Source organism: Exiguobacterium sp. SH1S1 (assembly GCF_004337245.1).
Classification (GTDB): domain Bacteria; phylum Bacillota; class Bacilli; order Exiguobacteriales; family Exiguobacteriaceae; genus Exiguobacterium; species Exiguobacterium aurantiacum_A.
The window spans coordinates 1,155,599-1,180,548 of record NZ_SJUZ01000001.1 but is presented as its reverse complement, the minus strand read 5'-3'; the positions used below and the strand labels follow the sequence as shown (position 1 = coordinate 1,180,548).

Annotated in this window: 25 protein-coding genes; 10 read left to right on the top strand and 15 right to left on the bottom strand. The window is 51.9% G+C overall.

Going from position 1 to position 24,950, the window contains the following annotated elements; genetic code table 11:
• Positions 1-8 precede the first annotated feature (8 nt).
• From EVJ23_RS05940 to rbsB, 6 genes are read left to right on the top strand one after another with little or no spacing between them, the layout of a single operon-like run.
• Positions 9-992, top strand: coding sequence for a LacI family DNA-binding transcriptional regulator (locus tag EVJ23_RS05940; RefSeq protein ID WP_131464789.1), 984 nt, complete (start codon positions 9-11; stop codon positions 990-992).
• The gene (gene rbsK / locus EVJ23_RS05935; protein WP_070329457.1) at positions 989-1,873 is read left to right on the top strand and encodes a ribokinase; all 885 of its coding nucleotides are present in this window, start codon (positions 989-991) and stop codon (positions 1,871-1,873) included. The genes EVJ23_RS05940 and rbsK overlap by 4 nt, the downstream gene beginning before the upstream one ends.
• On the top strand, positions 1,873-2,262 hold the full coding sequence (gene rbsD, locus EVJ23_RS05930; protein WP_070329456.1) for a D-ribose pyranase: 390 nt from the start codon (positions 1,873-1,875) through the stop codon (positions 2,260-2,262). Before rbsK ends, rbsD begins: the two co-directional genes overlap by 1 nt.
• Before the next feature lie 11 nt (positions 2,263-2,273).
• Entirely contained in the window at positions 2,274-3,752 is a 1,479-nt protein-coding gene (locus EVJ23_RS05925; protein ID WP_070329455.1) for a sugar ABC transporter ATP-binding protein, read from the top strand.
• 1 nt (position 3,753) lies between these two features.
• The gene (locus EVJ23_RS05920) at positions 3,754-4,719 is read left to right on the top strand and encodes an ABC transporter permease subunit (RefSeq protein WP_070329454.1); all 966 of its coding nucleotides are present in this window, start codon (positions 3,754-3,756) and stop codon (positions 4,717-4,719) included.
• 22 nt (positions 4,720-4,741) lie between these two features.
• Positions 4,742-5,653 (top strand): ribose ABC transporter substrate-binding protein RbsB, encoded by a 912-nt coding sequence (gene rbsB, locus EVJ23_RS05915; RefSeq protein WP_131464787.1) that lies wholly within the window; start codon positions 4,742-4,744, stop codon positions 5,651-5,653.
• Between the two features lie 40 nt (positions 5,654-5,693).
• Here rbsB and EVJ23_RS05910 read toward each other — a convergent pair whose 3' ends face one another.
• Complete coding sequence (locus EVJ23_RS05910; protein ID WP_131464785.1) at positions 5,694-7,091, bottom strand: 6-phospho-beta-glucosidase; 1,398 nt, start codon at positions 7,089-7,091, stop codon at positions 5,694-5,696.
• Between the two features lie 204 nt (positions 7,092-7,295).
• On the opposite strand from EVJ23_RS05910, the gene EVJ23_RS05905 reads away from it, so the two are divergent.
• A complete protein-coding gene (locus EVJ23_RS05905; RefSeq protein ID WP_131464783.1) occupies positions 7,296-8,180 on the top strand; it encodes a MurR/RpiR family transcriptional regulator in 885 nt (294 codons plus the stop codon).
• Here EVJ23_RS05905 and EVJ23_RS05900 read toward each other — a convergent pair.
• The 9 genes from EVJ23_RS05900 to EVJ23_RS05860 all read right to left on the bottom strand — a co-directional run bounded on the left by EVJ23_RS05900 (position 8,173) and on the right by EVJ23_RS05860 (position 17,531).
• Positions 8,173-10,701, bottom strand: a complete 2,529-nt coding sequence (locus EVJ23_RS05900; protein WP_131464781.1) for a YfhO family protein — start codon at positions 10,699-10,701, stop codon at positions 8,173-8,175. The genes EVJ23_RS05905 and EVJ23_RS05900 overlap by 8 nt on opposite strands.
• Positions 10,698-11,009 (bottom strand): GtrA family protein, encoded by a 312-nt coding sequence (locus EVJ23_RS05895; protein WP_330857366.1) that lies wholly within the window; start codon positions 11,007-11,009, stop codon positions 10,698-10,700. The genes EVJ23_RS05900 and EVJ23_RS05895 overlap by 4 nt, the downstream gene beginning before the upstream one ends.
• Positions 11,010-11,034: 25 nt before the next feature.
• Positions 11,035-12,021 carry a glycosyltransferase family 2 protein gene (locus EVJ23_RS05890; RefSeq protein ID WP_131439439.1) on the bottom strand — a complete coding sequence of 329 codons (987 nt, stop codon included), beginning with the start codon at positions 12,019-12,021 and terminating at the stop codon, positions 11,035-11,037.
• Between the two features lie 131 nt (positions 12,022-12,152).
• Entirely contained in the window at positions 12,153-12,779 is a 627-nt protein-coding gene (gene kynB / locus EVJ23_RS05885; RefSeq protein WP_131439437.1) for an arylformamidase, read from the bottom strand.
• A gap of 12 nt (positions 12,780-12,791) precedes the next feature.
• The gene (gene kynA / locus EVJ23_RS05880; protein WP_131464779.1) at positions 12,792-13,631 is read right to left on the bottom strand and encodes a tryptophan 2,3-dioxygenase; all 840 of its coding nucleotides are present in this window, start codon (positions 13,629-13,631) and stop codon (positions 12,792-12,794) included.
• Positions 13,632-13,642: 11 nt separating this feature from the next.
• Complete coding sequence (gene kynU, locus EVJ23_RS05875) at positions 13,643-14,920, bottom strand: kynureninase (protein ID WP_131464777.1); 1,278 nt, start codon at positions 14,918-14,920, stop codon at positions 13,643-13,645.
• Positions 14,921-14,984: 64 nt separating this feature from the next.
• Positions 14,985-15,683 (bottom strand): DUF3169 family protein, encoded by a 699-nt coding sequence (locus EVJ23_RS05870; protein WP_070329444.1) that lies wholly within the window; start codon positions 15,681-15,683, stop codon positions 14,985-14,987.
• Positions 15,680-15,886, bottom strand: a complete 207-nt coding sequence (locus tag EVJ23_RS05865) for a helix-turn-helix transcriptional regulator (protein WP_070329478.1) — start codon at positions 15,884-15,886, stop codon at positions 15,680-15,682. Before EVJ23_RS05865 ends, EVJ23_RS05870 begins: the two co-directional genes overlap by 4 nt.
• Positions 15,887-16,016: 130 nt before the next feature.
• The gene (locus EVJ23_RS05860; protein WP_070329443.1) at positions 16,017-17,531 is read right to left on the bottom strand and encodes a BCCT family transporter; all 1,515 of its coding nucleotides are present in this window, start codon (positions 17,529-17,531) and stop codon (positions 16,017-16,019) included.
• Between the two features lie 166 nt (positions 17,532-17,697).
• On the opposite strand from EVJ23_RS05860, the gene EVJ23_RS05855 reads away from it, so the two are divergent.
• Together EVJ23_RS05855 and EVJ23_RS15280 are read left to right on the top strand one after the other, a co-directional pair.
• Positions 17,698-18,546: an HAD family hydrolase gene (locus tag EVJ23_RS05855; RefSeq protein WP_131464775.1), complete on the top strand. Its 849-nt coding sequence runs from the start codon at positions 17,698-17,700 to the stop codon at positions 18,544-18,546.
• Positions 18,547-19,152: 606 nt separating this feature from the next.
• Positions 19,153-19,314 (top strand): hypothetical protein, encoded by a 162-nt coding sequence (locus EVJ23_RS15280; protein WP_167615757.1) that lies wholly within the window; start codon positions 19,153-19,155, stop codon positions 19,312-19,314.
• A 17-nt stretch (positions 19,315-19,331) separates the two neighbouring features.
• Here the strand turns inward: EVJ23_RS15280 and abc-f are convergent, their stop codons facing one another.
• Positions 19,332-21,167 (bottom strand): ribosomal protection-like ABC-F family protein, encoded by a 1,836-nt coding sequence (abc-f, locus tag EVJ23_RS05850; protein ID WP_131464773.1) that lies wholly within the window; start codon positions 21,165-21,167, stop codon positions 19,332-19,334.
• A gap of 328 nt (positions 21,168-21,495) precedes the next feature.
• Between abc-f and EVJ23_RS05845 the strand changes: the two genes are divergently transcribed.
• Entirely contained in the window at positions 21,496-22,413 is a 918-nt protein-coding gene (locus EVJ23_RS05845) for a DMT family transporter (RefSeq protein WP_070329172.1), read from the top strand.
• 37 nt (positions 22,414-22,450) lie between these two features.
• Here the strand turns inward: EVJ23_RS05845 and EVJ23_RS05840 are convergent, their stop codons facing one another.
• From EVJ23_RS05840 to EVJ23_RS05825, 4 genes are all read right to left on the bottom strand, one after another.
• On the bottom strand, positions 22,451-22,636 hold the full coding sequence (locus tag EVJ23_RS05840; RefSeq protein WP_070329171.1) for a hypothetical protein: 186 nt from the start codon (positions 22,634-22,636) through the stop codon (positions 22,451-22,453).
• Between the two features lie 16 nt (positions 22,637-22,652).
• Positions 22,653-23,564: a Gfo/Idh/MocA family protein gene (locus EVJ23_RS05835; protein WP_131464771.1), complete on the bottom strand. Its 912-nt coding sequence runs from the start codon at positions 23,562-23,564 to the stop codon at positions 22,653-22,655.
• 83 nt (positions 23,565-23,647) lie between these two features.
• Positions 23,648-24,361: an anti-sigma factor gene (locus EVJ23_RS05830; RefSeq protein ID WP_131464769.1), complete on the bottom strand. Its 714-nt coding sequence runs from the start codon at positions 24,359-24,361 to the stop codon at positions 23,648-23,650.
• Positions 24,358-24,918, bottom strand: coding sequence for an RNA polymerase sigma factor (locus EVJ23_RS05825; protein ID WP_131457549.1), 561 nt, complete (start codon positions 24,916-24,918; stop codon positions 24,358-24,360). The genes EVJ23_RS05830 and EVJ23_RS05825 overlap by 4 nt, the downstream gene beginning before the upstream one ends.
• Positions 24,919-24,950 lie beyond the last annotated feature (32 nt).

The window sequence follows — 24,950 nt, the reverse complement described above, 5'->3', positions numbered from 1 at the left end:
GGTTCGAGATGGCGACAATCAAACAAGTGGCCAAACGAGCGAACGTTTCTGTCGCGACCGTGTCCCGTGTCATGAACAATAACGGATACGTAAGTGCAGAAGCGCGGGAAGCCGTCGAGCGGGCCATCGCCGAACTTGACTATGCCCCGAACCGAGTCGCGCGTTCATTATTTAAAAAGACATCGGGCTTGATCGGCTTGATTATGCCGGATATTACAAATCCGTTCTTTCCACAATTAGCCCGAGCGATTGAAGACGTGGCCAACCAGCACGGCTATCAGGTCGTACTTTGCAACACGGATGAGCAACTTTCAAAAGAGCAGACGTATTTGGTCGCTCTTCAGACGATGCATGTCGATGGACTGATTATTACGACGAACCATTCGGATAACCCGAACTATGAAAAGTTAGAACTACCGATGGTGGCGTTAGATCGTATCGTCAAGCCGGGGATTGATGCCGTCATCTCGAACGGGTATGAAGGTGGACGCCTCGCAGCGGAGACGCTGTTGAGCTGTGGGGCAACAAAGCTTGCTCACATCGCTGGGCCTAAGCACCTCCTAACGGTGAGACGACGGACAGATGGTTTTCTCGACGTGGCGGGTGACCGGCTCGTCGGGATGACACATTCTAGTTTTGCATTCAAAGAGGCGCTCACGGCGGCACAAACATTATTTGACGAGTATTGGCCGTTCGATGGTGTGTTTGCCGCCAATGACGTCATCGCCGCCGCAGTATTGCAGGAAGCGGTGCGTCGCAACGTCCGGGTGCCTGAAGACTTACAAGTCATCGGGTATGATGGCATCGAGTTAGGTGAGATGACGTCTCCGCCACTCACGACGATTGCTCAACCGATCTATGAGATGGGGCGACTAGCGACCGAGCGACTTCTTGATTTGATTGAAAAGAAAGAGACCGCTGCAAAAGAAATTTTATTGCCTGTCACACTGACAGAGCGACAGACGACGAAACGAAAGGGGCATGACGCATGAACCGAATTGTTGTCATCGGGAGTGTATCTATGGATTTGGTTGTCACGACAAATAAACGTCCGCAGGCTGGAGAGACGGTCATCGGGAATACATTTCAGACGGTACCCGGGGGAAAAGGCGCCAACCAAGCAGTGGCTGCCGCTCGACTAGGTGGTCAGGTCGAGATGGTCGGTTGCGTCGGATCCGATGAATTTGGGAATATAATCCGTCAAAATTTTAAACAGAACCAGGTCGGGACGCGTCATCTGCGAACGATTGGCGAAGAAGTGACAGGGACGGCGCATATCGTATTAGCAGACGGCGATAACTCAATCGTCGTCGTTCAATCCGCGAACAAGCATGTACGCTTCACCGACGTGGAGTTGGAGCAACTGCTTGATGACCAGACGCTCGTCTTGTTGCAACTAGAAATTCCGATTGAAACCGTCGAACAAGTGAGTACGTACTGTCATCAGCGAAACATTCCAGTCCTGTTAAATCCGGCGCCGTCTCAAGCGCTCACGAGTGAGTTACTTGAAAAGGTGACCTACGTGACGCCGAACGAGCACGAATGCCGCGATCTATTCGGCGACTTGCCGATTGAAGACGTATTGCGCCGTTACCCAAACAAATTGATTGTGACAGAAGGAGTAAGAGGTGTTCGTTTCTTCGACGGGAAGACGATTCAACATATCCCAGCCATCCTGGCGAATGTCGTCGATACGACCGGGGCGGGAGATACATTCAATGGCGCTCTCGCAGTTTCCCTCGTGGAAGGAAACAATTTAGAAGAAGCCGCGCGTTTTGCCGTCGTAGCTTCGGGCATGAGCGTGGAAGGATTCGGGGCTCAAGGCGGGATGCCGAACCGAGCCGACGTGATGAGACGATTGGAGCGAGTGTGATGAAAAAACATGGGATTCTCAATAGTCATTTGGCAAAAGTCTTTGCTGACCTGGGACATACGGATACAGTCGTCATCGCCGATTGCGGACTGCCAATCCCTAAAGGAGTAAAGCGGGTCGATTTAGCACTACGTCTAGGCGAACCGTCATTTCTTGATGTGTTGAATGCGGTTGAGGCTGACATGGTCATCGAACAGATTACGGTGGCGGACGAAGTGTTCACCGAGAACGAGCCGATTGCCAAAGCGTTGACCGAACGATTCGAAACGGTCAAGACATGCTCGCATGAAGCGTTCAAGCGTGAAGTCGAGCAGGCGAAAGTCGTCATTCGTACAGGTGAAGCGACACCGTATGCGAACGTCATTTTACACGCCGGCGTTTTATTTTAAGGAGGGGTTCGATGCACATCCAGTTGAAACGCATCCATAAGTCTTTCGGTCCGGTAAGTGTATTGAGAGGTGTGGACTTTGAATTGTTACCTGGTGAAATTCACGCGTTGATGGGTGAGAACGGGGCCGGCAAATCAACGCTTATGAAAGTGATGACCGGACTTCACGCGCAAGACGAAGGGGAGGTCCAAATCGATGGTGCCGTGCGGCAGTTCAAACATCCGAAAGAAGCCGAACGAGCCGGCATCGCCTTCATCCATCAAGAGTTGAATATTTTGCCGGAATTGACGGTGATGGAAAACTTGTTCCTCGGTCGGGAGTTGACCGGTCCGTTCGGTGTCATCAAGCAACAAGAGATGAAGCGTCGCGCCCGGGAATATTTGGCCGAGCTGAACGTATTCATGGAAGTCGATGAGCTTGCTAAAAACTTGTCCGTCGGTCAACAACAGATGATTGAGATCGCGAAAGCGCTCATGACAGACGCAAAAGTCATCGTCATGGACGAACCGACGGCCGCCTTGACCGACCGTGAGATTCGGGCGTTGTTCTCGGTATCGCGTGCATTACGTGACCAAGGCGTGTCCATCATTTATATCTCCCATCGGATGGAAGAAATTTTTGAACTGTGTGACCGCATCACCGTTCTCCGTGATGGGGTGTCGATCGGGACGCATCCTATCGCCGAGACGTCATTTGAAGAAATCGTCAAAGAGATGGTCGGACGCGAGATCGGGGAACGTTACCCGGACCGGACCGCCACGATTGGCGACGTCGTCCTCGAAGTTGATAGTTTGATAGGTAACCGGTTCCACAACGTCTCGTTCGATGTACGGGCGGGTGAAATCGTCGGTTTCTCAGGATTGATGGGAGCCGGTCGGACCGAGGTGATGCGCGCCTTGTTCGGCGCCGACCGCACAAGAGGCGGTGTCGTCAAACTGAATGGAAAAGAAATAAAGATCAGACGGCCGGCTGATGCGATTCGTCACGGTATCGCGTTTTTGACAGAAGACCGAAAAGGCGAAGGGTTGCTCCTTGACTTCTCGTTACGAGAAAACTTGTCGCTACCAACGCTCGATAAACGGGCGAAGGGAACAATCATCTCGAGACAAGACGAGGAGCGCTTCGCGGACGGATATTTGAAGAAGCTCCGTGTCAAACATCATTCGATGGAACAAAAAGTGAAGTCGCTTTCTGGCGGGAACCAACAAAAAGTCGTTCTAGGAAAGTGGCTTGGCGTCGAACCAGATGTGCTCATCCTCGACGAACCGACACGAGGAGTCGATGTCGGGGCGAAAAAAGAAATTTACACGATTATGAGTGAGTTGGCAGAGGCAGGTGTCGCAATCATCATGGTATCTTCGGATTTACCCGAGGTGCTCGGGATGAGTGATCGAATCGTCGTCATGCGAGAAGGCGTCGTCACAGGGACGTTAGCAAAAGACGAGGCGACGCAAGAAAAAGTCATGACATATGCGACAGGAGGACAATGATATGGAATTGAAAGCAACGGCTGCGCTAGGGCGACCGCAAAAGCTCGGATGGGGGCAAAAACTCGGTCCACTGTTCGGATTACTTGCTATCATCGTTGTGGTGACGGCTCTCGAACCAGGATTTCTCTCGTTGAACAACATCTTTAACGTCTTGCGGCAAGTTTCCATCAACGCCTTGATTGCGTTCGGGATGACGTTCGTCATTTTGACAGGCGGAATTGATTTATCAGTCGGGTCGATTCTCGCGCTCTCTTCGGCATTCGTCGCCGGGATGATGGTCGATGGTCAACACGCTGTCATGGCGATCGCGCTCGGATTGATTGCAGGTGCCGTGCTCGGTGCGTTTAACGGAGCCGTCATCACATACGGAAAAGTCGCGCCGTTCATTGCGACGCTGGCGACGATGACCATCTACCGAGGGCTGACGCTCGTATACACGGATGGCCGGCCGATCACCGGTTTAGGGGACTCAACTTGGTTTGAAATGTTAGGGCGTGGCTACTTATGGATTATTCCGGTGCCGGCGGTCACGATGTTGATTGCGTTCGGCATACTCTACTTCATCTTGAAAAAAACGACGTTCGGACGCCATACGTATGCGATTGGCGGTAATGAGGAAGCCTCTAAACTGATGGGGATTGGCGTTAATAAAGTCAAAGTGATGATTTACTCGTTGTCAGGCATGTTGGCAGCGTTAGCAGGAATCATTTTAACGTCACGTCTCAATTCGGCTCAGCCGACGGCAGGTACTTCATACGAGCTTGATGCGATTGCGGCTGTTGTTCTCGGGGGAACAAGTTTAGCCGGGGGACGTGGTTGGATTGTCGGAACATTGATTGGCGCTCTAATTATCGGCACGTTGAATAACGGCTTGAATCTTCTCGGCGTCTCGTCGTTCTTCCAACTCGTCGTCAAAGGGGCCGTCATCTTATTTGCGGTGCTACTTGATCGCAAACAAAACGCGTAATCATCGAAAGGGGAAACAGAAGATGAAAAAATGGACAGCTTGGCTACTCGTACTGACAATGATCATGATGGCGGCTTGTTCGACGGAACAACCGGGAACAAGTTCGGAACAAGAACCAAAAGATGGGGACTTTAAGATCGGACTCTCCATCTCTACATTGAACAACCCGTTCTTCGTTGCTTTGAAAGATGGAGCTGAAGAAGAGGCGAAGCAACTCGATGCGACACTCACTGTGGCTGACGCACAAAACGATGCGGCGAAACAAGTGAGCGACGTCGAAGATATGATTCAAAAAGGCATGGATTTGATTTTGATTAACCCGACGGATTCCGAAGCGGTCGGAGCCGCTGTTCAAAGCGCGAACGATGCTGGTATCCCTGTCATCACGGTCGACCGGAACGCAGAATCGGGAGAAGTCGTCGCCCACGTCGCGTCAGACAACGCAGCTGGCGGGAAGCTCGCTGGTGAGTACATGGTTGAACTCGTCGGGGAAGGCGGGAAAGTCGTTGAATTAGAAGGTATTCCAGGAGCATCGGCCACACGCGATCGCGGTCAAGGCTTCAACGAGGCAATCGATGGAAAACTCGACGTCGTGGCCAAACAATCGGCAAACTTTGACCGGGCCCAAGGCTTAACGGTCATGGAAAACATTCTCCAAGACAATAAAGATATCGTCGCGGTGTTCGCGCACAATGACGAAATGGCACTCGGTGCGGTCCAAGCGTTGAGCAGTGCCGGATTGAGCGATGTCAAAGTCATCGGTTTCGATGCGACGGATGACGCGGTCAAGGCTGTTGAAGACGGAACGATGGCCGCAACGGTGGCGCAAAAACCGACAGAGATCGGAAAACTCGGTGTCGAAGCAGCCGTCAACTACTTGAAAGGTGAGACCGTGGAAGAAAACATTCCGGTCGACCTTGAACTCATCAAATAAGGCAACAGCCGGTACGTCCATGGGACGCACCGGCTGTTTTTTATGATTGTGTGATCGGGCGGAGCGCTTGAACGACTTCGTCTCTGATCGTAACACCGCTCGCTTCTAGTTCGGCGATTTTGTCAGCGAACTGAGGCAGATGAGCTTTATGGGCGATGAGTAGTTCATCAAGCACCCGTTTCGCGGTCTCGCCGCTCGGGATGAGCGGATTGATGATGAACGCTTGAAGAGCAAGTCCGTAATTCCCAGTCACAGCTGCTTCTTCGACGCACAGTTCCATGTTTTTCATGACTTGGAGCCAACCTTTTTCGGCTGGTGCGAGTGAACCGAAGGCGATCGGTTTCGCGCCGTTAGCACCAATATAGGCGGACACTTCGACGACGTCGTCGGGAGCAAGGTCGGGGACAGCACCGTTATTTTTCGTCGAGACGACGATGTGTGTGTTTTTATTCGCATAGATTGAGGCGATCGTCTCACAAGCCGCGTCCGAGTAGTGGGCGCCGCCCCGCTTCGACAGTTGCTCCGGCTTATGGTCGAGGTGCGGATCTTTATACAGTTCGAACAGCTCGGCTTCCGTCTGTTTCACTTGTTCGGCCCGTGTCCCGACAGCCGGATCTCGGTACTCCTCGAGCATGTGGGCGAGCATCTCCTCGGCGCGATAATAGTAACGGTGATAGCCGCACGGGATCATATTCATCTGATGCAGCTGCTCTTTGAAGAACGGCATGTCGTGGATATTGGCCGGGATGCCGGAATTACCATCGTACATCTTGTCGATGATATCGCGCGTCACATCACGACCAGTCACGTCATGCACGCGGTGCCAGTGGAAGTGATTCAATCCGGCGAAAGAGTAAATCAAGTCTCCCGGTTTCTTGCCGATCAGTTCCGGTTCGGCCATCATCGCGTTGACCGGGACGTTGCAAAGTCCGATGACTTTGTCCCACTTCCCGTAACGAATGATGGCGTCGGTCACCATACCGCTCGGGTTCGTGAAGTTGACGAGCCAGGCGTTCGGACAGAGCTGTTTCATATCTTCGACGATGTCGAGAATGACAGGAATGGTCCGGAACGCCTTCAAAATGCCGCCGGCCCCATTCGTCTCTTGCCCAACCATGCCGTAGGAGAGCGGAATGCGTTCGTCTTTGATCCGGGCGTCGAGCAAGCCGACGCGGAACTGGGTCGTGACGAAGTCGGCGCCTTGTAACGCTTCCCGCCGGTCGAGTGTGAGATGCACGGTGACGTCATAAGGTGAAGCGTCCCACATGCGTTGGGCCATCTGTCCGACAATCTCGAGCTTCTCTTTTCCCGCTTCGATATCGACGAGCCAAATCTCGCGGATCGGCAACTCTTCGTAACGTTTGATGAATCCTTCCATCAATTCTGGCGTGTAGCTGCTGCCGCCGCCGATCGTGACGAGTTTGATTCCGGTTGTCATTTCAATCTCCTCCTCATATAGTTCACAAAAAATTGAGCGGTGTGTAAATAGAATTGACTGCTTGATGTATTTTCTCATGTCCATTTCAGTATAGAATATAGAGAAATGAATACAATAGATTTACAGACAACTCCGAAAGCGTTTACAAAACAAAACAAAAAAAGAATGATTTTTGTGAATTTCATTCACGAGAGGAGACTAGATATGTTGTTGACCGAAAAGCTGAAACAAGATTTGTTCTCGCCGTCGGAACGAGGTGTCATCGATTATTTGTTCGCCGAACGCGAGCATATCCATGACCAAACGATGAAGCAGATTGCCGAAGCGACGTACACGCATCCATCGATACTAAGTCGAATTGCCACGAAATTAGATTTTTCAGGTTGGCTTGATTTGAAAATACAATTTTTAGAAGAAATTGAGTACTTGAACCGTCATTTTTCTAACATCGATGCCAACTATCCGTTCGCGGACGGGGATAGTTTGATGATTGTGGCGAACAAGATGGCGACGCTCAAACAGATGACAATCGAGGATACGCTATCTTTATTAGATCATGAGGCGTTCGAGCAAGCCGTGACGATGTTACATGAGGCCAGGCATATTAAAGTCTTTTCAATCATTCATAACTTGCTGCTCTGCCACGACTTCAAGTCCAAAATGAATCGCATTGGCAAGCAAGTCACACTTTGTGAGGTGGACGCCGAGTTCGAGGCAGCGAACTCGGATGAAACGACGTGCGCGCTCCTCATCTCCTATACAGGTGAGAGTGATTATACGGTCGGCCTCATTCCTTATTTGAAGAGCCGCCGGGTGCCGGTGCTCGCGCTTACGAGCCTCGGCGAGAACGCTATCTCGCATGAGGCGGACTGCACGCTCCGTTTGACGACGCGCGAGCGTCTCTACTCGAAAATCGGCAGTTTCACCTCGAACGACTCGATCCATTGTCTGCTCGATTTCTTATACGCCGGTGTGTTTGCGAAAGACTATGAGGAACATCTTAAATATAAGATTCAAATTTCAAAACGGTTAGATCATCGGAAAAGTTCGAGCGAAATCATGCAAGAAAAAGAGCATCCGTTCACGTGAACGGATGCTCTTTGCGGCGTAGATACAGAAGATAACCGACGAACAAGGCGAGACCAAGCAGGGTCATCGCAGTCGTGACGATGAAGAACGGCGGACGATACGTCAACGCGACCTCGTTTCGACCTTCGTCGAGAGCGATGGCGCTGAACGCGTAGTTCGCTTGCAAGACGTCGCGTCGCTCTCCGTTCACAGTTGCCTTCCACCCTCGTTCATACGGAACAGAGAGGACGGCATATGTCCCTTCGGTTGCGTCTTCAACCGTGAAGTCGATGTCAGGTCCGTCCCAAACGACCGGAATATCCGGGATAGAAGCCGATTCTTCAAGGGCGTCTTCGAGTGTCGCATAATCTTCCCACTCGATCGTCACGTCTTCAAGTACATACGTTCCTTCCGGTAGACGGAGCGGTACGTTTTTCTTGAGAGGTGTCCGGAGCGTCATCGAAGTGAGATTGGTCCGATAAATCGACGCTTCTGGTTTTCGAGTCGTCCGGTAATTCCCAAGCCGGATGAAGAAACCATCACCTTCAAGCTTGCGAATCTTGAACGAGACGTACAAATCACCCGTCGCCGAGTCTGGGACGTCCAGAATAAAGTCGACTCCGCCTTCTTCAGCGGTGACTTGGAGTGTCTCATCTTCCCATACCGCATTGACAGGCTCACTCACAAACGTAATCGTTTGCGCTGGGGACGGTGTTGCGGTTCCCTGTTCTAAGATGACACCCGACAGCATCGCTTGCTCACGCGTCAACATCGAGACATCTTTAAGCGCTTCACGATTGTACGTGTTTGATGTCGTCCGGACGAACGGCAAGCGGGTCTCGCTCTCATAAACGGCGTAACGTTCTGTTTCGGCAAGCAGTTGGAAGCCGTACGGTGCCTCGCTCGCGATTGTTTTATCACGCATCCAATAAGGAGTCGACAGCACATGATGTAAATTCGAACGGTTGCCGAGTGTCCCGTAACGGCTGACACTTTCCCGTCTCATATCAATTTCAAGGTCGCTCCAATAGAATGTGAGCAAATGTCCGTTCAAAATACTCGAGTATAGGCTCGTCCCAAGGAACGACTGGACGATTGGTGTATTGTTTCGCAACGGTATCATCCAGTCCACGCGTTCGAGCGGACCGGCTTTTTCACGGACGACGTCGATGAGTTCCCGTTGTTCAGCGCTATTGTACTGCTCACTCGTGACGAACGTCTCGTTCGTGTTGACGATCGCCATATCGTGAAGTACCAACTTCGTGTAACCGTTGAACACGATGAGACAAGACGCGATGATGAGGTACGGAGCCAACAATGGTTTAAGCCAAAACGATAAGACGGTTAAAATCATGAGGACAAACATACCGAACACGATTGGCCATGGCGCGTTACCGAATAGCCCAAAACCGAGATAAGCCAAAACGGTTACAACTGCTGTCTTGAAAAATGATGTTTTTTCGAAGCGCCAATGCGTCAAGCCGACAGCAACCATGCCGCCGATCGTGAAGCTCGCCAAATACTCCCAGCGATATTGCGGTGCCGAGAAGCCGTTGAAGAAGCTACCGACGTGCGGACTGAAATGGAGTAGGGTCAACAGTAGACTCATGCTCGCAAACAATCGGAACGTGACGTGACGGTAGAGCGGACGATAAAGAGCGAACAGTAGGAAGACGGCCGGTAGGATCAGCAGATTGCTATCGTATAACAAATTGTCGAGCTGAATCCAACGAAGCTCATGCTCGAGCGATGGTCGCTCATTTTGCAAAAAGCCATAAGTCGCCGGAATGAACGCAAACGAACTCAGAAGTAGGGCAATGACGCCAGATCCGCTATAGAGCAACCATTGCTGTTTACGACTGACCTGATCTTCGGGTAGGTGAATGAATTGTCGGAACAAGACATAGACGAGAACGAAGACTAAATTGATGTAGGCAAAGTAAAAGTTATTGATCAGCATGATGGCACTAACAACAATAAAGAAGTCGGCGCGACCGTTTCGGATGATGCGTTCGAGACCGATGACAAGGAGCGGGACCCACAAAAAGCCGTCCGCAAAAAACTCCCAAAACGTCACGTGACGGATGTACATGACCGACACACCATAAATGACGGCACCGACGAAAGCGTGGAGTGTGCGGACGTTAAACAACTGATACGCATACGTCGCGAACACGATGACGACAGCGAGCCGGATGACGCTCACAATCAAGGCGAGACGCAACCACATGTCCAAGTCAGGTGTGACGAGTCCGAGCACATCAAATAAGGAAACGACGGCGACCGAGAGCCAAAATACGACTGACGTTGAAAAGTAGTAAGCGAGTTGTGTGAGGATACCGCCGCCGAAGCCGAAGTCCTCGGCATAGACGAGATTCCCTTTATGGAACGTTTCGTAAAGGAAATGCTTGAACGGGACCATTTGCGATAAGCCGTCATTCGGTCCGGCGATGAAGCCACCCTGTGATTGATAGTAGATGAAAAAAGCGTGGGCGATGGTCGACACGAGCAACGCAACACTGATGAGTTTGAACTGTCTCATATTGTCGATTGCTCACGTTTCAAAATTTTACTCGTGACGATGAACGTCGCCGGCACAGCGATAAAGATGGCGAACAACGGGGCCAACGTCGTCGAGACGTTCAGTTGTTCGACGAGCAAATAAATACACACCGTCGTGACTGTGAAGTTGACGACTTGCGTCAACGGAAACTGCAAAAATTTCCGTAGCGTCGGTTTGACTTTGAACGTGAAATAACTGTTCAAAAAGAAAGAGGCGATCATGCTGAGCGTGAATGCCACCACATGAGAGACCCCATAGCCGGTGTTCCATAGATGATGAAACAACATATAAATCAAATAGTAGTTAAGAGTATTAATTCCCCCAATGGCGACGAATCTTATAAACTCGGCCTTTCTCTTGTTCATTCGCACTCTTCCTTTGTATGTTAGTTTCTTGAATCAAGTAGGCCGGACGGCGTTTCGTCTCAAAATAGATGCGACCGACGTACTCACCGATGATCCCGAGGCTGACGAGCTGGATTCCACCAAGTAACAGGATGGCTGAGATGAGCGTGAAATAGCCTGGTGTGTCGATACCGTCTTGAATGATGTCAAACAGTGTCAACAGAATATAGAGCATCGACAGTAGTAAAATCAATACGCCTGAGTAAAAGCAAAAGCGCAGCGGTTTCGAATTGAAAGAGATCAACCCATCGACACCGTAATTGAATAGTTGGCTAAACGACCATTTTGTCTCGCCGTTTTGACGGAGTACATTTTGATAAGTAATCGTCTTTTGTTCCATGCCAATCCACGAGAATAAGCCTTTTGAGAACCGTTGATGCTCGTTCATTCGTAAGAGAGCGTCGACAGCCTCGCGGCTTAGCAGACGGAAGTCACCGACACCGTCCTCGAGTTCGACGTCGACGATTTTGTTGATAAGCTTGTAATACGTCCGAGAGGCCAGTTTTCGAGTCCTGCTTTCGCCGGCTCGGTCGCGCTTGGCGATGACTTGATCAAATCCTTGCTCGAAACCGGCAACCATGTCCGGAATCAGGGACGGCGGATGCTGTAAATCGGTATCCATCAAGATTGTCGCATCCCCCGTCGCGTGTTGTAACCCGGCCAGGATGGCTGCTTCCTTCCCGAAATTTCGCGAGAATGAGATGTAACGCACTTCAGGATGACGCTTAGCCAAATATTTAATTACATCAAGTGTACGATCCGAACTTGCATCATTCACGAATAAGATTTCATAAGAATAAGGAGTGCCGTCAAACTGTTCATGGATGGCGTCGAAGATGAGAGGAATGTTTTTTTCTTCGTTATAGGCAGGTAATACCATAGAAATCGTCTTCATAAAAAACACTCCTTTCTACACACTTCCGATGATTATCCATTCCCGAACAGTTGCAAACTCAAGCGTCAATGGTTCCTTTCACATAAAACAAAAACATCCACACCGTCAAAATGGAGTGGATGTAAGATCAGTTAGTCAATCGAGCGAAGCAATGCGCGCACCGGGCTACCGTCACCTTCCACGATTGGAAGCGGGACGGCGTTCAATTCGTAATCTCCGGGCGCGATCGCATCGAGGACGAGCCCTTCGAGGATGTGGACGCCGTTCCGCGCGAGCGCGTGGTGGGCGTCCATGTCTTTACTGTCGATGGCGTCGACCGATGGCAGGTCGAGACCGATCAAATAAATACCGAGCTGTCCCAACCGCTCGGCGAGGGATGGCGTAAGTTCCGGGATCTGGCTTGGAAATTCAGCTTTGTTCGGCCATCCGTCCGTCTTCAGGATGAGGCGCTCGACACCGGTCAAGTCGAATCCGTCCAAATCACTTGCTTCAATCTTTTGTCGCCCGGGCAAATGAATGACCCGGACCGGTCCGATGTAGAGCCCGGGGTCGAGGTCGATCACCCGCTTGCCGGCATCGTCGAAATGGAACGGGGCGTCGATATGTGTGCCTGTATGTAGACTCATCGTCACTTTGCCGACGTTGACGGAGCCACTGTCCGCCATCGGCCAAGCGATCTCGTAGTTGAACTTTGTGTCGCCCGGCCATGTCGTGATCGAGTCGTCGAGCGGCTGTGATACGTCAATCCATTGTGTCATCGTTATGTCTCCTCACAATTTTGTCCGGACGGTCCATAGTTCAGGGAAGAAACGGTGGTCGAGGACGCGGCGCAAGTAGTTCACGCCGGACGATCCACCCGTGCCCATTTTTTGACCGATGATCCGTTCGACCGTGCTCATATGATTGAAACGCCACATCTGTTGTTGGTTGCCGATGTCGAGCAACTTCTCTCCGAGTTCATACAAGTCCCAGTACGTGTTGACGTCCCGGTACACGGCGGCCCAAGCGTTCTCGACGCTCTCGTTCCACTCCCAGTCCTGCGTCACGTCCCGGTCGAGCACGTCCGCGTCGATATGCAGTCCGCGGCGGTGCATCTCACGGGCGGTCACGTCATAGATGCTCGGTGCTTGGAGTGATGCCTCGAGGAGCGGATAGAGTGCCTCGTCATGGGCATAGACACTGAGCGTCCGTGCGTTTTTAAAGCCGAGCGCGAATTCAATCTGGCGGTTCTGGTACGATTGGAAACCAGATGACGAGCCGAGCTCGTCACGGAACTCTAAATATTCGGCCGGTGTGAGCGTCGCGAGGACGCTCCACGATTGGATGAGCTGTTGTTGGATTTTCGAGACGCGGGCGAGCATTTTGAACGATCGTTCGAGCTCACCCGTTTCAATGGCGGTCACGGCCGCAGTCAACTCATGCAAGATCAACTTCATCCACAGCTCACTCGTCTGGTGGATGATGATGAACAGCATCTCGTCGTGGTGGTCCGACAGGCGATGTTGACTCGATAAGATCGGGTCGAGCTGTAAATAGTCGCCATACGACATGTCTTTTGAAAAGTCAGTTTGAATCGATTGCTCGACTTTATGTTCGATACGTTCACTCATCGTTAATCTCCTTAAGCTACGACTTCACGGACGTTCTCGAACGCCTCGTATTCTTTATTGTCCATTATTTCTTTCAAGATCATGACGACGTCGTACACGTCGGTGAACGTGTTGTAGAGCGCGACCGGTGCGAGGCGGATGATGTTCGGCGCTCGGAAATCAGGAATGACACGGTGTTGTTTGAGCGCTTTACAGATACGAGCCGCTTCCGGATGCTCGAGGCTCAAGTGGGCACCGCGACGTTTTTCATCGCGCGGGCTGCCGATGACGAAGCCGTGCGGTGCGAGCAGTTCATCGATCAATTCGGTCATATACGTCGTTAAAGCGAGCGACTTGTCACGAATCGCTTCCATGCCGACCTCATTGAACATCTCGAGCGCGCCGAGTTGTGGCGCGAGGCTCATGACGTGCGGTGTCCCGATTTGGAACGCACCGGCATGTTCAGCCGGTGTCATCGTGTGGTCCATGTCGAACTGCTTGTCTTTTCGTGATCCGAACCAACCGGCAAGACCTGGCGTCGTCCCGAAATGACGCTCGTGGACGAACAGCCCACCGACACTTCCCGGTCCGCCGTTCAAATGCTTGTAGTTGCACCAGTAGGCGAAGTCGACGCCCCAATCATGAAACGCGTGCGGGATGGCGCCGACCGAGTGGCATGCATCAAAGCCAATCAATATGTCGCGTTCGTGTGCGGCTTTGGCGAGACGGGCCATATCAAGAATCTGACCGCTCCGGTATAACACCGTCGGCAAGACGATGAGCGCGATATCGTCGGTCATGGCGGCGATGATATCATCCTCATTTAAATAACGACCGTCACGACTCGGCACTTGGACGAGATGTTCGGCCGGATCGAGGTCGCGTAGCAAGAGTTGGCTTTGGAGTGCGTAAATGTCCGACGGGAACGTCAGCGCATCGGCGAGAATCTTCGTCCGTTTGCCGACCGGTTTAAAGAACGTGGCGGCGAGCTGATGCAAGTTGACGGTCGTCGATCCGGTGACCATGACTTCATTGGTGCTCGCACCGATGAGCGGCGCGTTGAGTGCGGCCAGCTCTTCTGACAGATTGAACCACGGATGGCGCCCCGACATCCAGCCGTCGATTCCGAGTTCTTTCCAATCACTGAGCGATTCGAGCAACGTCTTCTCGGCTCGTTTCGATAACAGACCGAGCGAATTCCCGTCCATGTAGATCCCGTCCTGCGGCAAGTAAAACTCTCCCCGGTAGCGTGCGAGTGGGTCGCTTGCGTCTCGCGTCTCCGCATAACCGCGTGTGAAATCTTGAACCATCATGTATCCCCCTTAAATGTGTCGTTCAATTCTGTCAAAAGCGTAGCAAACCGCAAAGGTAGCGTCAATTTTTGGAGCGGATGATGTGTATATATTGAACGTTTGTAAATACCATAATCAATGTTACGACAAAAATTGAAAACAATTGTGAATCCCCCGTCACAATCGAATAGACGAGCAACAAAATAATCGCAAATGTCATAAGCGAGGTCGTCGAGATGTTTGTCTTGTACAAGCCTTGCAACATGACATGTTTCTCACCGTCATCGGAGAGGTCGAGCAATCGCTGTGCATAATCCGGATCTGACAGTTTTGGGAGGGAACGCTCTGGATACATGATTGGTAATAATGTGTTCAATGAATAGGTAAGGATTGAGCCCACCGCTAACGAGAGCAAAGTCGCGATGAGAAACGATGGCGATTGATCGGTCAATAAAATAAAGCTAGCCGAGGTGAGACTGAGGATAATCGTCAACGAGGATGCGAGCGAACCGTCACTATAGGCTTGATACATGTATCCCTCGGCCTCATCTTCTTCATCGCCGGTCAAAGGCTGTTTCGTCAGGCGACGTATACGTTGAACGCGGCTAAAACCCCAAGCAATCAGTCCGAGTAGCGAAAGAAGCAATAGCAATGTTAAAGGGAAGACAAGCTTTGTCAAATCGACTTGAATTGTTTCGTTGTTTAAATAGACATACATGAAGGTGTAACCGACCACTCCGCCGAGAAACATCTGCAGACCAAATTTGAACCATGATTTCATTGTAATTCCTCCTCGTCAAATTGAAATACTTCTTCAATGGGTTCCTCAAACACACGTGCGATTTTCACGGCAATCAATAAAGATGGCATGAATTCTTCACGTTCAATTAAACTGACGGTTTGACGTGAGATGTGAGCCCGCTTGGCAAGTTCAGTCTGATTCATGCCAAATCGAGCGCGGAGTTCTTTCAATTTTGTTTTCATAATCTTCACCTCGTTAAGGTTAATGTACACGATTATAATCAAAATGACAACTATAATAGTCAATATGAAATGTTTCATTGTCATTCATCACAAAAACCCTTTACACATTTAGAAGGTAAAGGGTAAGTGGCTATTTAATTTTTTTAAGGTTTTCTTGACGCAATAAGCTGAACAGCGTGTACACCATCAAGATTAGAATGATCGTGAACGGCAGGGCCGAGATCAAGGAAGCGGTCTGTAGCCCTTCGAGTCCGCTCGCGATGAGCAGGACAGCGGCGATGCCACCTAGCAAGATGCCCCAGACGATGCGGACGGAAAGCGGCGGGTTCAAGCTTCCGTTCGTTGTCATGCTGCTGATGATGTACGTCGCCGAGTCGGCCGACGTGATCAAGAACGTGAGAATCAATAAAATCGACAAGATAGACAGGATGAAACTGAACGGCAGCTCGGCGAACGTGACGAACAAGGCGCTCGTGACGTCCGCGTCGACTGCCTGGGCGATCGATGTCCCTTCAAACAAGTCGAGATGAAGGGCGGTCCCGCCGAACACGGCAATCCACATGAGCGCGATGAACGGTGGTACGACGAGAACACCGACGATGAATTCGCGAATCGTACGGCCTCGTGAAACACGAGCGACGAACGCTCCGACGAATGGCGACCAGGCGATGGCCCATGCCCAGTAGAAAATCGTCCAGTCCCGTACCCACGTCCCTTGTTGATAAGGTTGGAGACGGAGACTATAGCGGATAAAGTTTTGCAAATAGTCGCCAAGCCCGAGCGTGAACGTCTCTAAGATGAAGATGGTCGGACCGGCGAAGAAGACGAACACCATCAATACAAGTGCCGTTCCGAGGTTGATGTTACTTAGCCATTTGATCCCGCGATCGAGACCGGTCGTCGTCGACGTCAAGAACAAGGCGGTCAATACGACGATGATGAGGACTTGGACGAGTGCCGTGTTCGGCAACCCGAAGACGCTATTCAGTCCGCCATTGATTTGCAGGACGCCGAGCCCGAGCGAAGTCGCGACACCCATGACCGTCGCGATGACGGCAAAAATGTCGATTGTTTGGTTGAGCGGTTGTTTGTAAGGCCGCTCTTTGATGAGCGGAGATAAACTTGTCGAAATCCGTCCATCTGTGTTCCGGCGAAACTGGAAGTAGGCGATGATCAATCCGACGATGGCGAAGACGGACCATTGACTGACGCCCCAGTGAAAGAACGAATAGGCCATGGCGAGTCGGGCTCCCTCGACTGTCAGTTCAGTCGTATCCGCATATGGGGGCGTGATGAAGTGACTCATCGGTTCAGCGACGCCCCAAAAGACGAGCCCGACCCCAAAACCAGCTGAAAATAACATTCCGATCCAAGTGAAGAACGGGTATTGTGGTCGGTCGCTGTCTGCCCCGAGACGAATCTTTCCGTACTTGCTGAAAGCGAGGAAGATTAAGAAGAGGACGAAAAAGAAGACGGCTAGTAAGTAGAACCAACCGAACGACCGGGTCGTGAAGTTGAAGATACTGCCGGCGATGTCAGCAAATAATGTCGGGCGAATCGCACCGAATAAGACGAGCAGGGCAATGATGCTCGCAGAGATGTAAAACACACGATTCAAACGCGGCTTTCCAGTTGAGATGTTCATAAAGAACTCCTTTCCGAACGGACAAATATTATTGAGAACTAATAATAAATTCCCTATTTTTGAAAGTGGGAAACCGGAGTTTTCATTTACTGTGCAATCTGACAGTTGAGACTGAGCAAATCAGGGAATTAGAATGGAGACAAACATGCTGAAAGGAGAGAATTAAATGAAATTGATTGCCATCGACTTAGACGGGACGTTATTGTCGCGCACCGGTGTCATCACGGAAGCGAACCAACAAGCAATCCGGCGACGCCAGGAGCGCGGTGATTTGGTCGCCATCTCGTCAGGACGCTCAATCCATGATATCGAGGAAATTTTGAAGCGGAGCGAGTTGACGTGCCCGATCCTTTCCGGGAACGGGGCGATCGCATTTTATGAAAATGAACGTATTTACTATCACGCCCTCCCGAAACAAGTCGTTCAGGAGTTATGGGACGTGGCGCATGAGCATGATACGTACGTCGAGTTTTATACGAACGCCGGTGTCAAAGTGTTGCGCACGGGTACCGACTTGTTAAAAAGCGAATTAGATGAGGTGTTGCCGCACGACCAGTCGTTCACCCGAGAGTGGGGCGAGCGGGAGATCGAGATTCAAAATGAACAGTTCGGCCTGACGTACGTCGATACGATTGATGAGATTGATTTTGAAGCCGATGAAGTGTACAAAGTGTTCATCTATTCGTTCGATCGTCGTAAGCTGCATAAGCTACGGAAGCTTTACGAGCCGCGGACTGATATTTTGATCACGACGGCGGGATGGACGAAGATTGAAATTGGACATCCGAAGGCGAGTAAAGGCATGGCGCTGAAGCAGCTCGCCGAGCATCATCAGATCCCGCAAGAAGAGATCGTTGCAATCGGGGACAACTTGAATGATATCTCGATGTTCGAGGTGGCGGAGACGAGAATTGCGATGGGCAACGCGGTCGATCCGCTAAAAGACATCAGTACCCATATTACGAAAGACGCCGAGGCGGATGGAGTCGCGTATGCGCTTGATCGTTATGTATGAGCTGAAATTTTGAAGAAATGGTGAACTAGGGTTCGTCGCTGGGCAGAACGGCTATTGTATTAATGTAGTCCTCATTCAACGTGTTGAGCTGAAAGGGGGCAACGAATGAAACAAAGATTCAGTCGTTGTTTGGCCGAGGCCGGCTCGGTGAAACGAGAGACAGCATGTCAGAAAAATCGACCTGTGTGACCGTCCTTCATATCCGATCTGTCGTCCACCTTGCGTATGTTAAAATGGCAAGGGGCAGACAAACATGATGCTTTGGGGAAGCAGACGTCAACAGGTATCGATTTTTCTGGAAACAGAGGTGAGCAGGACGAGGTTCGTGACAGATTTCATTTTTCACAGTCGAAGTGTCGGTAACATGCCAATCCGGAACCGATTTTTTGCTTCTGTGCCAGGCTATATCGACCTCTAGACGAACGTACGCTCAGAAATCATTGCGTGAATCGCGTCGATTTTCTAGCACGTATTTGACCAATCCGCTGGGACGGTCGATCGAGATGTTTCTCGATCGGGTGAAAGTCCGCTTTTTTAGAAAATGCTCACCGTTAAGCGCCACACGTGTGGCGCTTTTTCTTAGGTGATGGGTGAAGGGGTGAATCTATGCCGAAATTGTACTGGCTCGGCACGTTCGTGAGCGGACTGCTGCTCATGTCAATCGGAGAGGCGAGCGCGGTGCCGCGCGTCGTCCCGTATTTTTTGATGGCGGTCGGTGTGACCGGCTTTTTAGTCCAATCCTGGTTCGAACAAAAACGACGCCGTTGACACGGCGTCGTTCGTCGTTAAATCGATTCAAGCAACTGATTGAGCAGCGCATCGATGTCAGCTTGGAGCGCATCGGCTTGTCGTTGCAGCTTCATCAGTTCCTCGACGTCGTTCGTGTCGTTCATTTGAGCGAGTAGACGCTGATGATCATCTTCGAGCTGGTTCAATCGTGCCTCGTCGGCCGCGGTATCGACGGGCCGTTGCGGTTTGGCTATTTTGGCTTTCGGTTGCGAGACGGGTTCGGCGATGTGAGGTTCAACCCGTTTTTCGAGCGCGTAGGCGACATTTCCCGGGAAACGGGTGATCGTTCCATCGAGCCAATACGTGATCGGGAACAGTTTGTTCAAGAAGTACCTGTCATGGGAAACGACGACGAGCGTTCCGGTGAAGCGGTCGAGCGCTTCTTCGAGCGCCTCGCGCGCTTCGATGTCGAGATGGTTCGTCGGTTCGTCGAGAACGAGCACGTTCATGTCCTCGTGCATGAGGACCGCGAGCATGAGCCGCATCTTTTCACCGCCGCTCAAATTGCCGACCGGTTTGAACACGCTCGCTCCATAAAACAAGAACTGGGCGAGCAACTGCCGTGCCTTGCCCTCGTCGACGGCGATCCGGTCTCGGAACGCCTCGATTAATCGATGCCCGTCTTCAAACTGGACGTGCTGGGACAAGTAGCCGATTCGGGCCCGTTCCGCCCGGCGAACGTCTCCGGAAGTCGGTTCGATCTTGCCTAGCAATAGCTTCAATAGCGTCGACTTGCCACTGCCGTTCGGTCCGACGATGGCGATCCGCTCCCCGTGACCGGCGTAGAACGAGACGTGTTGAAACACAGTCTGGTCATACGTGACAGAAGCGTCTGTCACTTCAAACACATCACGCCCGGTTCGCCCGCTCGCGGTGAACGTGATGTCGGGCTGAATCGCCTCGAGTCGTGGTTTTTTGATCGTCTCAATCCGAGCGAGCGCCTTTTCCATTGATTTGGCGCGGCGGTAGAACTTTTCGTTCGGAGGATTGCCCTCGTTCGCCCATTGCCGCAACTGCCGGATCGTCTCTTTCATCTTCTTGATTTTTTTTTGTTGCTCGGTGTAGGCATGGAATTGGTCGAGCAACAGCTTCTCTTTTTGAGCGACGAACGAGCTGTAATTGCCGTCAAAACTCGTCAACTCACCGTCCTCGCATTCGACGATTCGTGTGGCGACGGCATCGAGGAAGACCCGGTCGTGCGAGACGAGCAGGAGCGTCGACGGGCTGTCCCGTAAGAACGACTCGAGCCAAGCCATCGCTTCTAAGTCTAAGTGGTTCGTCGGCTCATCGAGGATGAGCAGTTCCGGTTCTTGCAGCAGTGCCAAAGCGAGCCCGATCTTCGTCCGCTCGCCGCCGCTTAACGTGTCGAACGGGCGGTCGACAAACCGCGTGAGGCGGAGCCCGTCGATCATAGCGTTCACTTTGGAGTCGATCACATAGCCGCCGCTCTGCTCGTATCGGGTTTGGAGCGCTCCGTACTCATCTAATAACAGTTCAAGTTTATCGCTTGACGCCATCTCTGCCTCGAGCGCATGCATCGCCTCGCCGAGCCGAATCAGTTCGGCGAACGCGGTGTAGAGCACGTCGCGCCCGCTCTTGTCCGGATAGTCGGGCAATTGTGCCAAATAACCGATGTTGAGCCGTTGTGTTCGATAAATCGTGCCATCGTCCGGCGTCTCGGTGCCGACGATCAAGTGGAGCAACGTCGTTTTGCCGCTGCCGTTCCGTCCGACGAGTCCAATCCGTTCGCCTGCGTTCACGTGAAGATTGGCATCAGTCAGGACGGCGTGGCCACCGAATTGTTTTTGAATATGTTGCATGTCGATCAACATGTAAGTTCCTCCTAAAGTCGAGGCCTATCAAAAAAAACCGAGCGCAAACAAGCGCTCGGTAAGGAAGAGAGGCGCTTCGTCGTATTTTCAGCAATGTCTAAAACAGGACAGACGGGTCCTATGGTTAAGCAACATCGTGAAAAATCGCACGCAAAATGTACAAATGTTCAGTTGACCAGTGCGTACGTTCGACAAAGTTCACCTTTCTCCCTCCTTTCAATCATCGATACAACTAGTGTAAGCGATTTCTTGAATTTCGACAACGGTTGAAAAACAGGAGTTCATTCGATGGACGTCGTATTAGTTAGGAATCAAAGGAGGGATGAAGATGCGCAAGGAATGGCTCGGTGCCATCAGTTTGGCGCTCGCCGCTAGCATTTGGGGCGGGATGTACGTCGTCAGTAAGTATGCGCTCGGGTTCATCGAGCCGTTCACGCTCGTCTGGATGCGCTACGCCGTCGCGTTCATCGTCTTGTTCGCGGCATGGTCGTTGTTTGGTCGTGAACAAGTGAGGCGCGAGGATTTGAAATGGATCACGCTCGTCGGTGTGATCGGTTACGTCGCCTCGATCTCATTCCAATTCATCGGCACGAAGCTGTCCGATGCCCACACCGGTTCACTCGTGACAGCAGCGACGCCGGCGTTCATGGTGTTGTTCGCCCGGTTGATTTTGAAAGAGCAGCTCACACCTGTCAAAATTGGGTCACTCGTCTTAGCGACGCTCGGCGTCATCATCGTCGTCGGCTGGCACGTCGATGGGACGTATTTGCTTGGCAGCCTCGTCTTGGTCGGTGCCGCCATCACCTGGGCGCTCATGTCCGTGTATGTCAAAGTCGCCTCGCAAACGGTCTCGTCTCTGACGATCACGACGTTCGCGATTGGGATCGCCTTCGTCTTGATGACACCGCTCATGGGGCTAGAAGTCGTGCAGTCTGGCGTTCCAGACATGACGAGCGTCCTTTGGCTCAGCGTTTTATACGTCGGCATCATCTCGACGGCCGGGGCGTTCTTCTTTTGGAACAAAGGACTCGAACTGATGGATGCGAGCGTCGGGTCGTTGTTCTTCTTCTTTCAGCCGCTCGTCGGAGGTTATCTCGGTTGGCTCGTTCTCGGCGAACAGCTCGACCGAAACTTTTTCATCGGCGCTGCCTGTATCGTCACGGCCGTCACCTGGTCGACACTCGTCGAACGGCGCCAAAAGCGTCGCCTCGACGTGACGGCTTCATACGAACGAAACATTTTATAACACGAACGGTCGGCCCAATGAAGGGTCGACCGTCTTTTTAAAATCCGTGGTCATCCAATTTGTCCTGGTCGCGCTTCATCTCGAGTTCGAGCCGCTGGATCGCCAGCTTTTCTTGCTCGACTTTGAGCCGCAGCTCCTCGATGCGGGCTTTGCGCGTCTTGATGATCGTGTCCGAGGCGATGGCGATGACGGCGATGATCATGATGTAGAAAAAGAAATCCATCTGATTTTTCCTCCTCTCAGCGTCTGCTGAACAAGTCTGTGACTAGTTGTTGGGTGAGCAACGCCTCGCGTCCGTCCGTCAAAATCGGGGTATCGTCAGTCAGCGCCGTGATGAAGTGATCGATTGCTCCTTGGAAGCCGCGTTGCGTGAGCAACGTATCCCACGAACCGAACGTCTCGGTCGAATGCGAGCCGTGTTCGAAGCGATGGAGCGTCACCATTTCATCGACCGTCAACCGAAGTCCGTCCTTGATGGCGACGAGTCCTTCGTGATTGACGCCCGCCTTGCGGTGCATCGACGTCGTATGCAGGCCGTTTTCATCTTGCCAGACGTGACGTGCGAAATGGAGTCCGTTCGATGCGGTCGTCTCGATTTGTCCCGTCACGAGCCGTAAGTCGCTTCCGGCAAAATAGCGGAGCGTATCGACGACGTGCAAGTAATCGTCGAGTAACGTGAACCGGTAATCGTGTCCGCGCAAGCCGTCCCCCCGGTGCTTGACGAAGTCGAGCGAGTGGAACGGGGCCGCTGCCTTCACTTGATTATACATCGGGGCGAAGCGACGGTTAAAGCCGACCATCAGCTTGCGGTTCGTACGTTCTGCCGTTTCGACGAGCCGTTCGGCCTGTTCGACGGTTGCGGCGAGCGGCTTGTCGACGTACACGTCGACGCCTTGCGCGAGTAAGTAGGAAACGACCTCGTAATGTGTCTCGGTCGAACTATGGACGAACGCTGCATCGACGGACGAGGCGAGCGAATCGAGTCCCGTGAACGATTCCATCCGATATGCCCGACAAATTTCATCCCGTTTAGCCTGTGTCGGAGAGTAGGCGCCGACGAGTTCGAACGAGGTGCTGTTCGTCAAGATGGGCAAATACGCTTTTTGGGCGATGCCGCCGAGGCCGACGACACCGATTTTCGGTTTTCTCATATGTACCACTCCTTTCTCTCATCATAACGAAAAAAGAACCGGATGACACCTACGCTTCACGCGTAAAGTCATCCGGTTCTATGTCAGAGACTGGCACTTAACACGATGTCGCCCTCGGGTGTTTGATTGCCCCGTTCAGGCTCTTTCGTGACGGCGACCGTGTCCCAATCTGTCGCTGACTCGGTCGAGTCGAGCGTATAGATGACGGTACCGTTGCCTTTATCGTCTGTGACGAACGCACCGGTCGGAATCGGAGATCCGTCCTTGAGCAACCAGACTTGATACACTTCGTTCGCCTCGAGCGGTGCGAGGCCGTTCGTCTGGACGATGAGTTGGCGATCGCCGTCTTGTTCGGCCAAGTAGGCGACCCCTTCTGATTCGCCTTCGAGTGGCACCGTATCGGTCAAGGTAATCGCGGTCGGCTCGTCTTGATTCATCAACAGATAGCCGTTACCGACGAGTGAGAGGACGAGTGCGGCCGCGAGTGCGAGCGCTCCCCACGAAGACTTCTGCTTCTTACGGGTTTCCGTGAACGGTGTGACGGGAGCCGGTTCGGCTTTGACGAGCTTCGGTTCAGTTGTGTCTTCGGCAAAGACGTTGTCGAGGATGCGAGCCTTCATGCCGCTCGGTGGTTCGGTCGGTTCAGAGAGGAACGCGACGCCTCCGACGAGTGCCTCGAGTTGTTCGAGTTCTTCCTGGCACGTTTGGCATGTTGCTAAATGTGCCTCGAAGCGAATCCGTTCGTCTTCCGTTAAATGTTGGTTGAAATAGTCGATCAATTGGTCACAGGCGTTCATCGTTCCACCTCCTTATCTATATCGTCATGGGATAGATGTTTTCGTAACTGTTTCAGCGCTAATCGAATCCTTCCTTTTACGGTACCGAGCGGGATGTCGCACGCGTCGGCAATTTTCTGCTGGCTGAGACCTTGGAAATACATAAGCCGGACGACTTTTTGTTGCTCGACCGGCAACTCGGCCATCGCCGTCTCGATTTGGGTCCGTTCTTCTTGCCACTCGACCTCTGTCTCGACAGAAGGGGACGGGGAAGGAATCGCTTCAGCATATGATTCATCGAGCTGTAAATCGGGTTTGCGTTTTCGAATCAAGTCGATCGTGACGTGCCGGCTCATCGTGAACAGCCACGATTTGAACTTGCCTTTCGACTCGTCGTACACACCGCCGCCGCGCCACAGCTTGATGAAGACTTCTTGCATCGCTTCTTCGGCGAGGTCGCGGTCTTTCGTCAGTTGCATGACGAACGCGTACAAGATTCGTTCGTAGCGGTCATATAGTGTTTCGAGCGCTTGCTTGTCTTTTTTCCTGACGCGCTCATACAATTCAATATCAGTCATGGCGTTCTCCTTTACAGAATTTGCGAACGGGA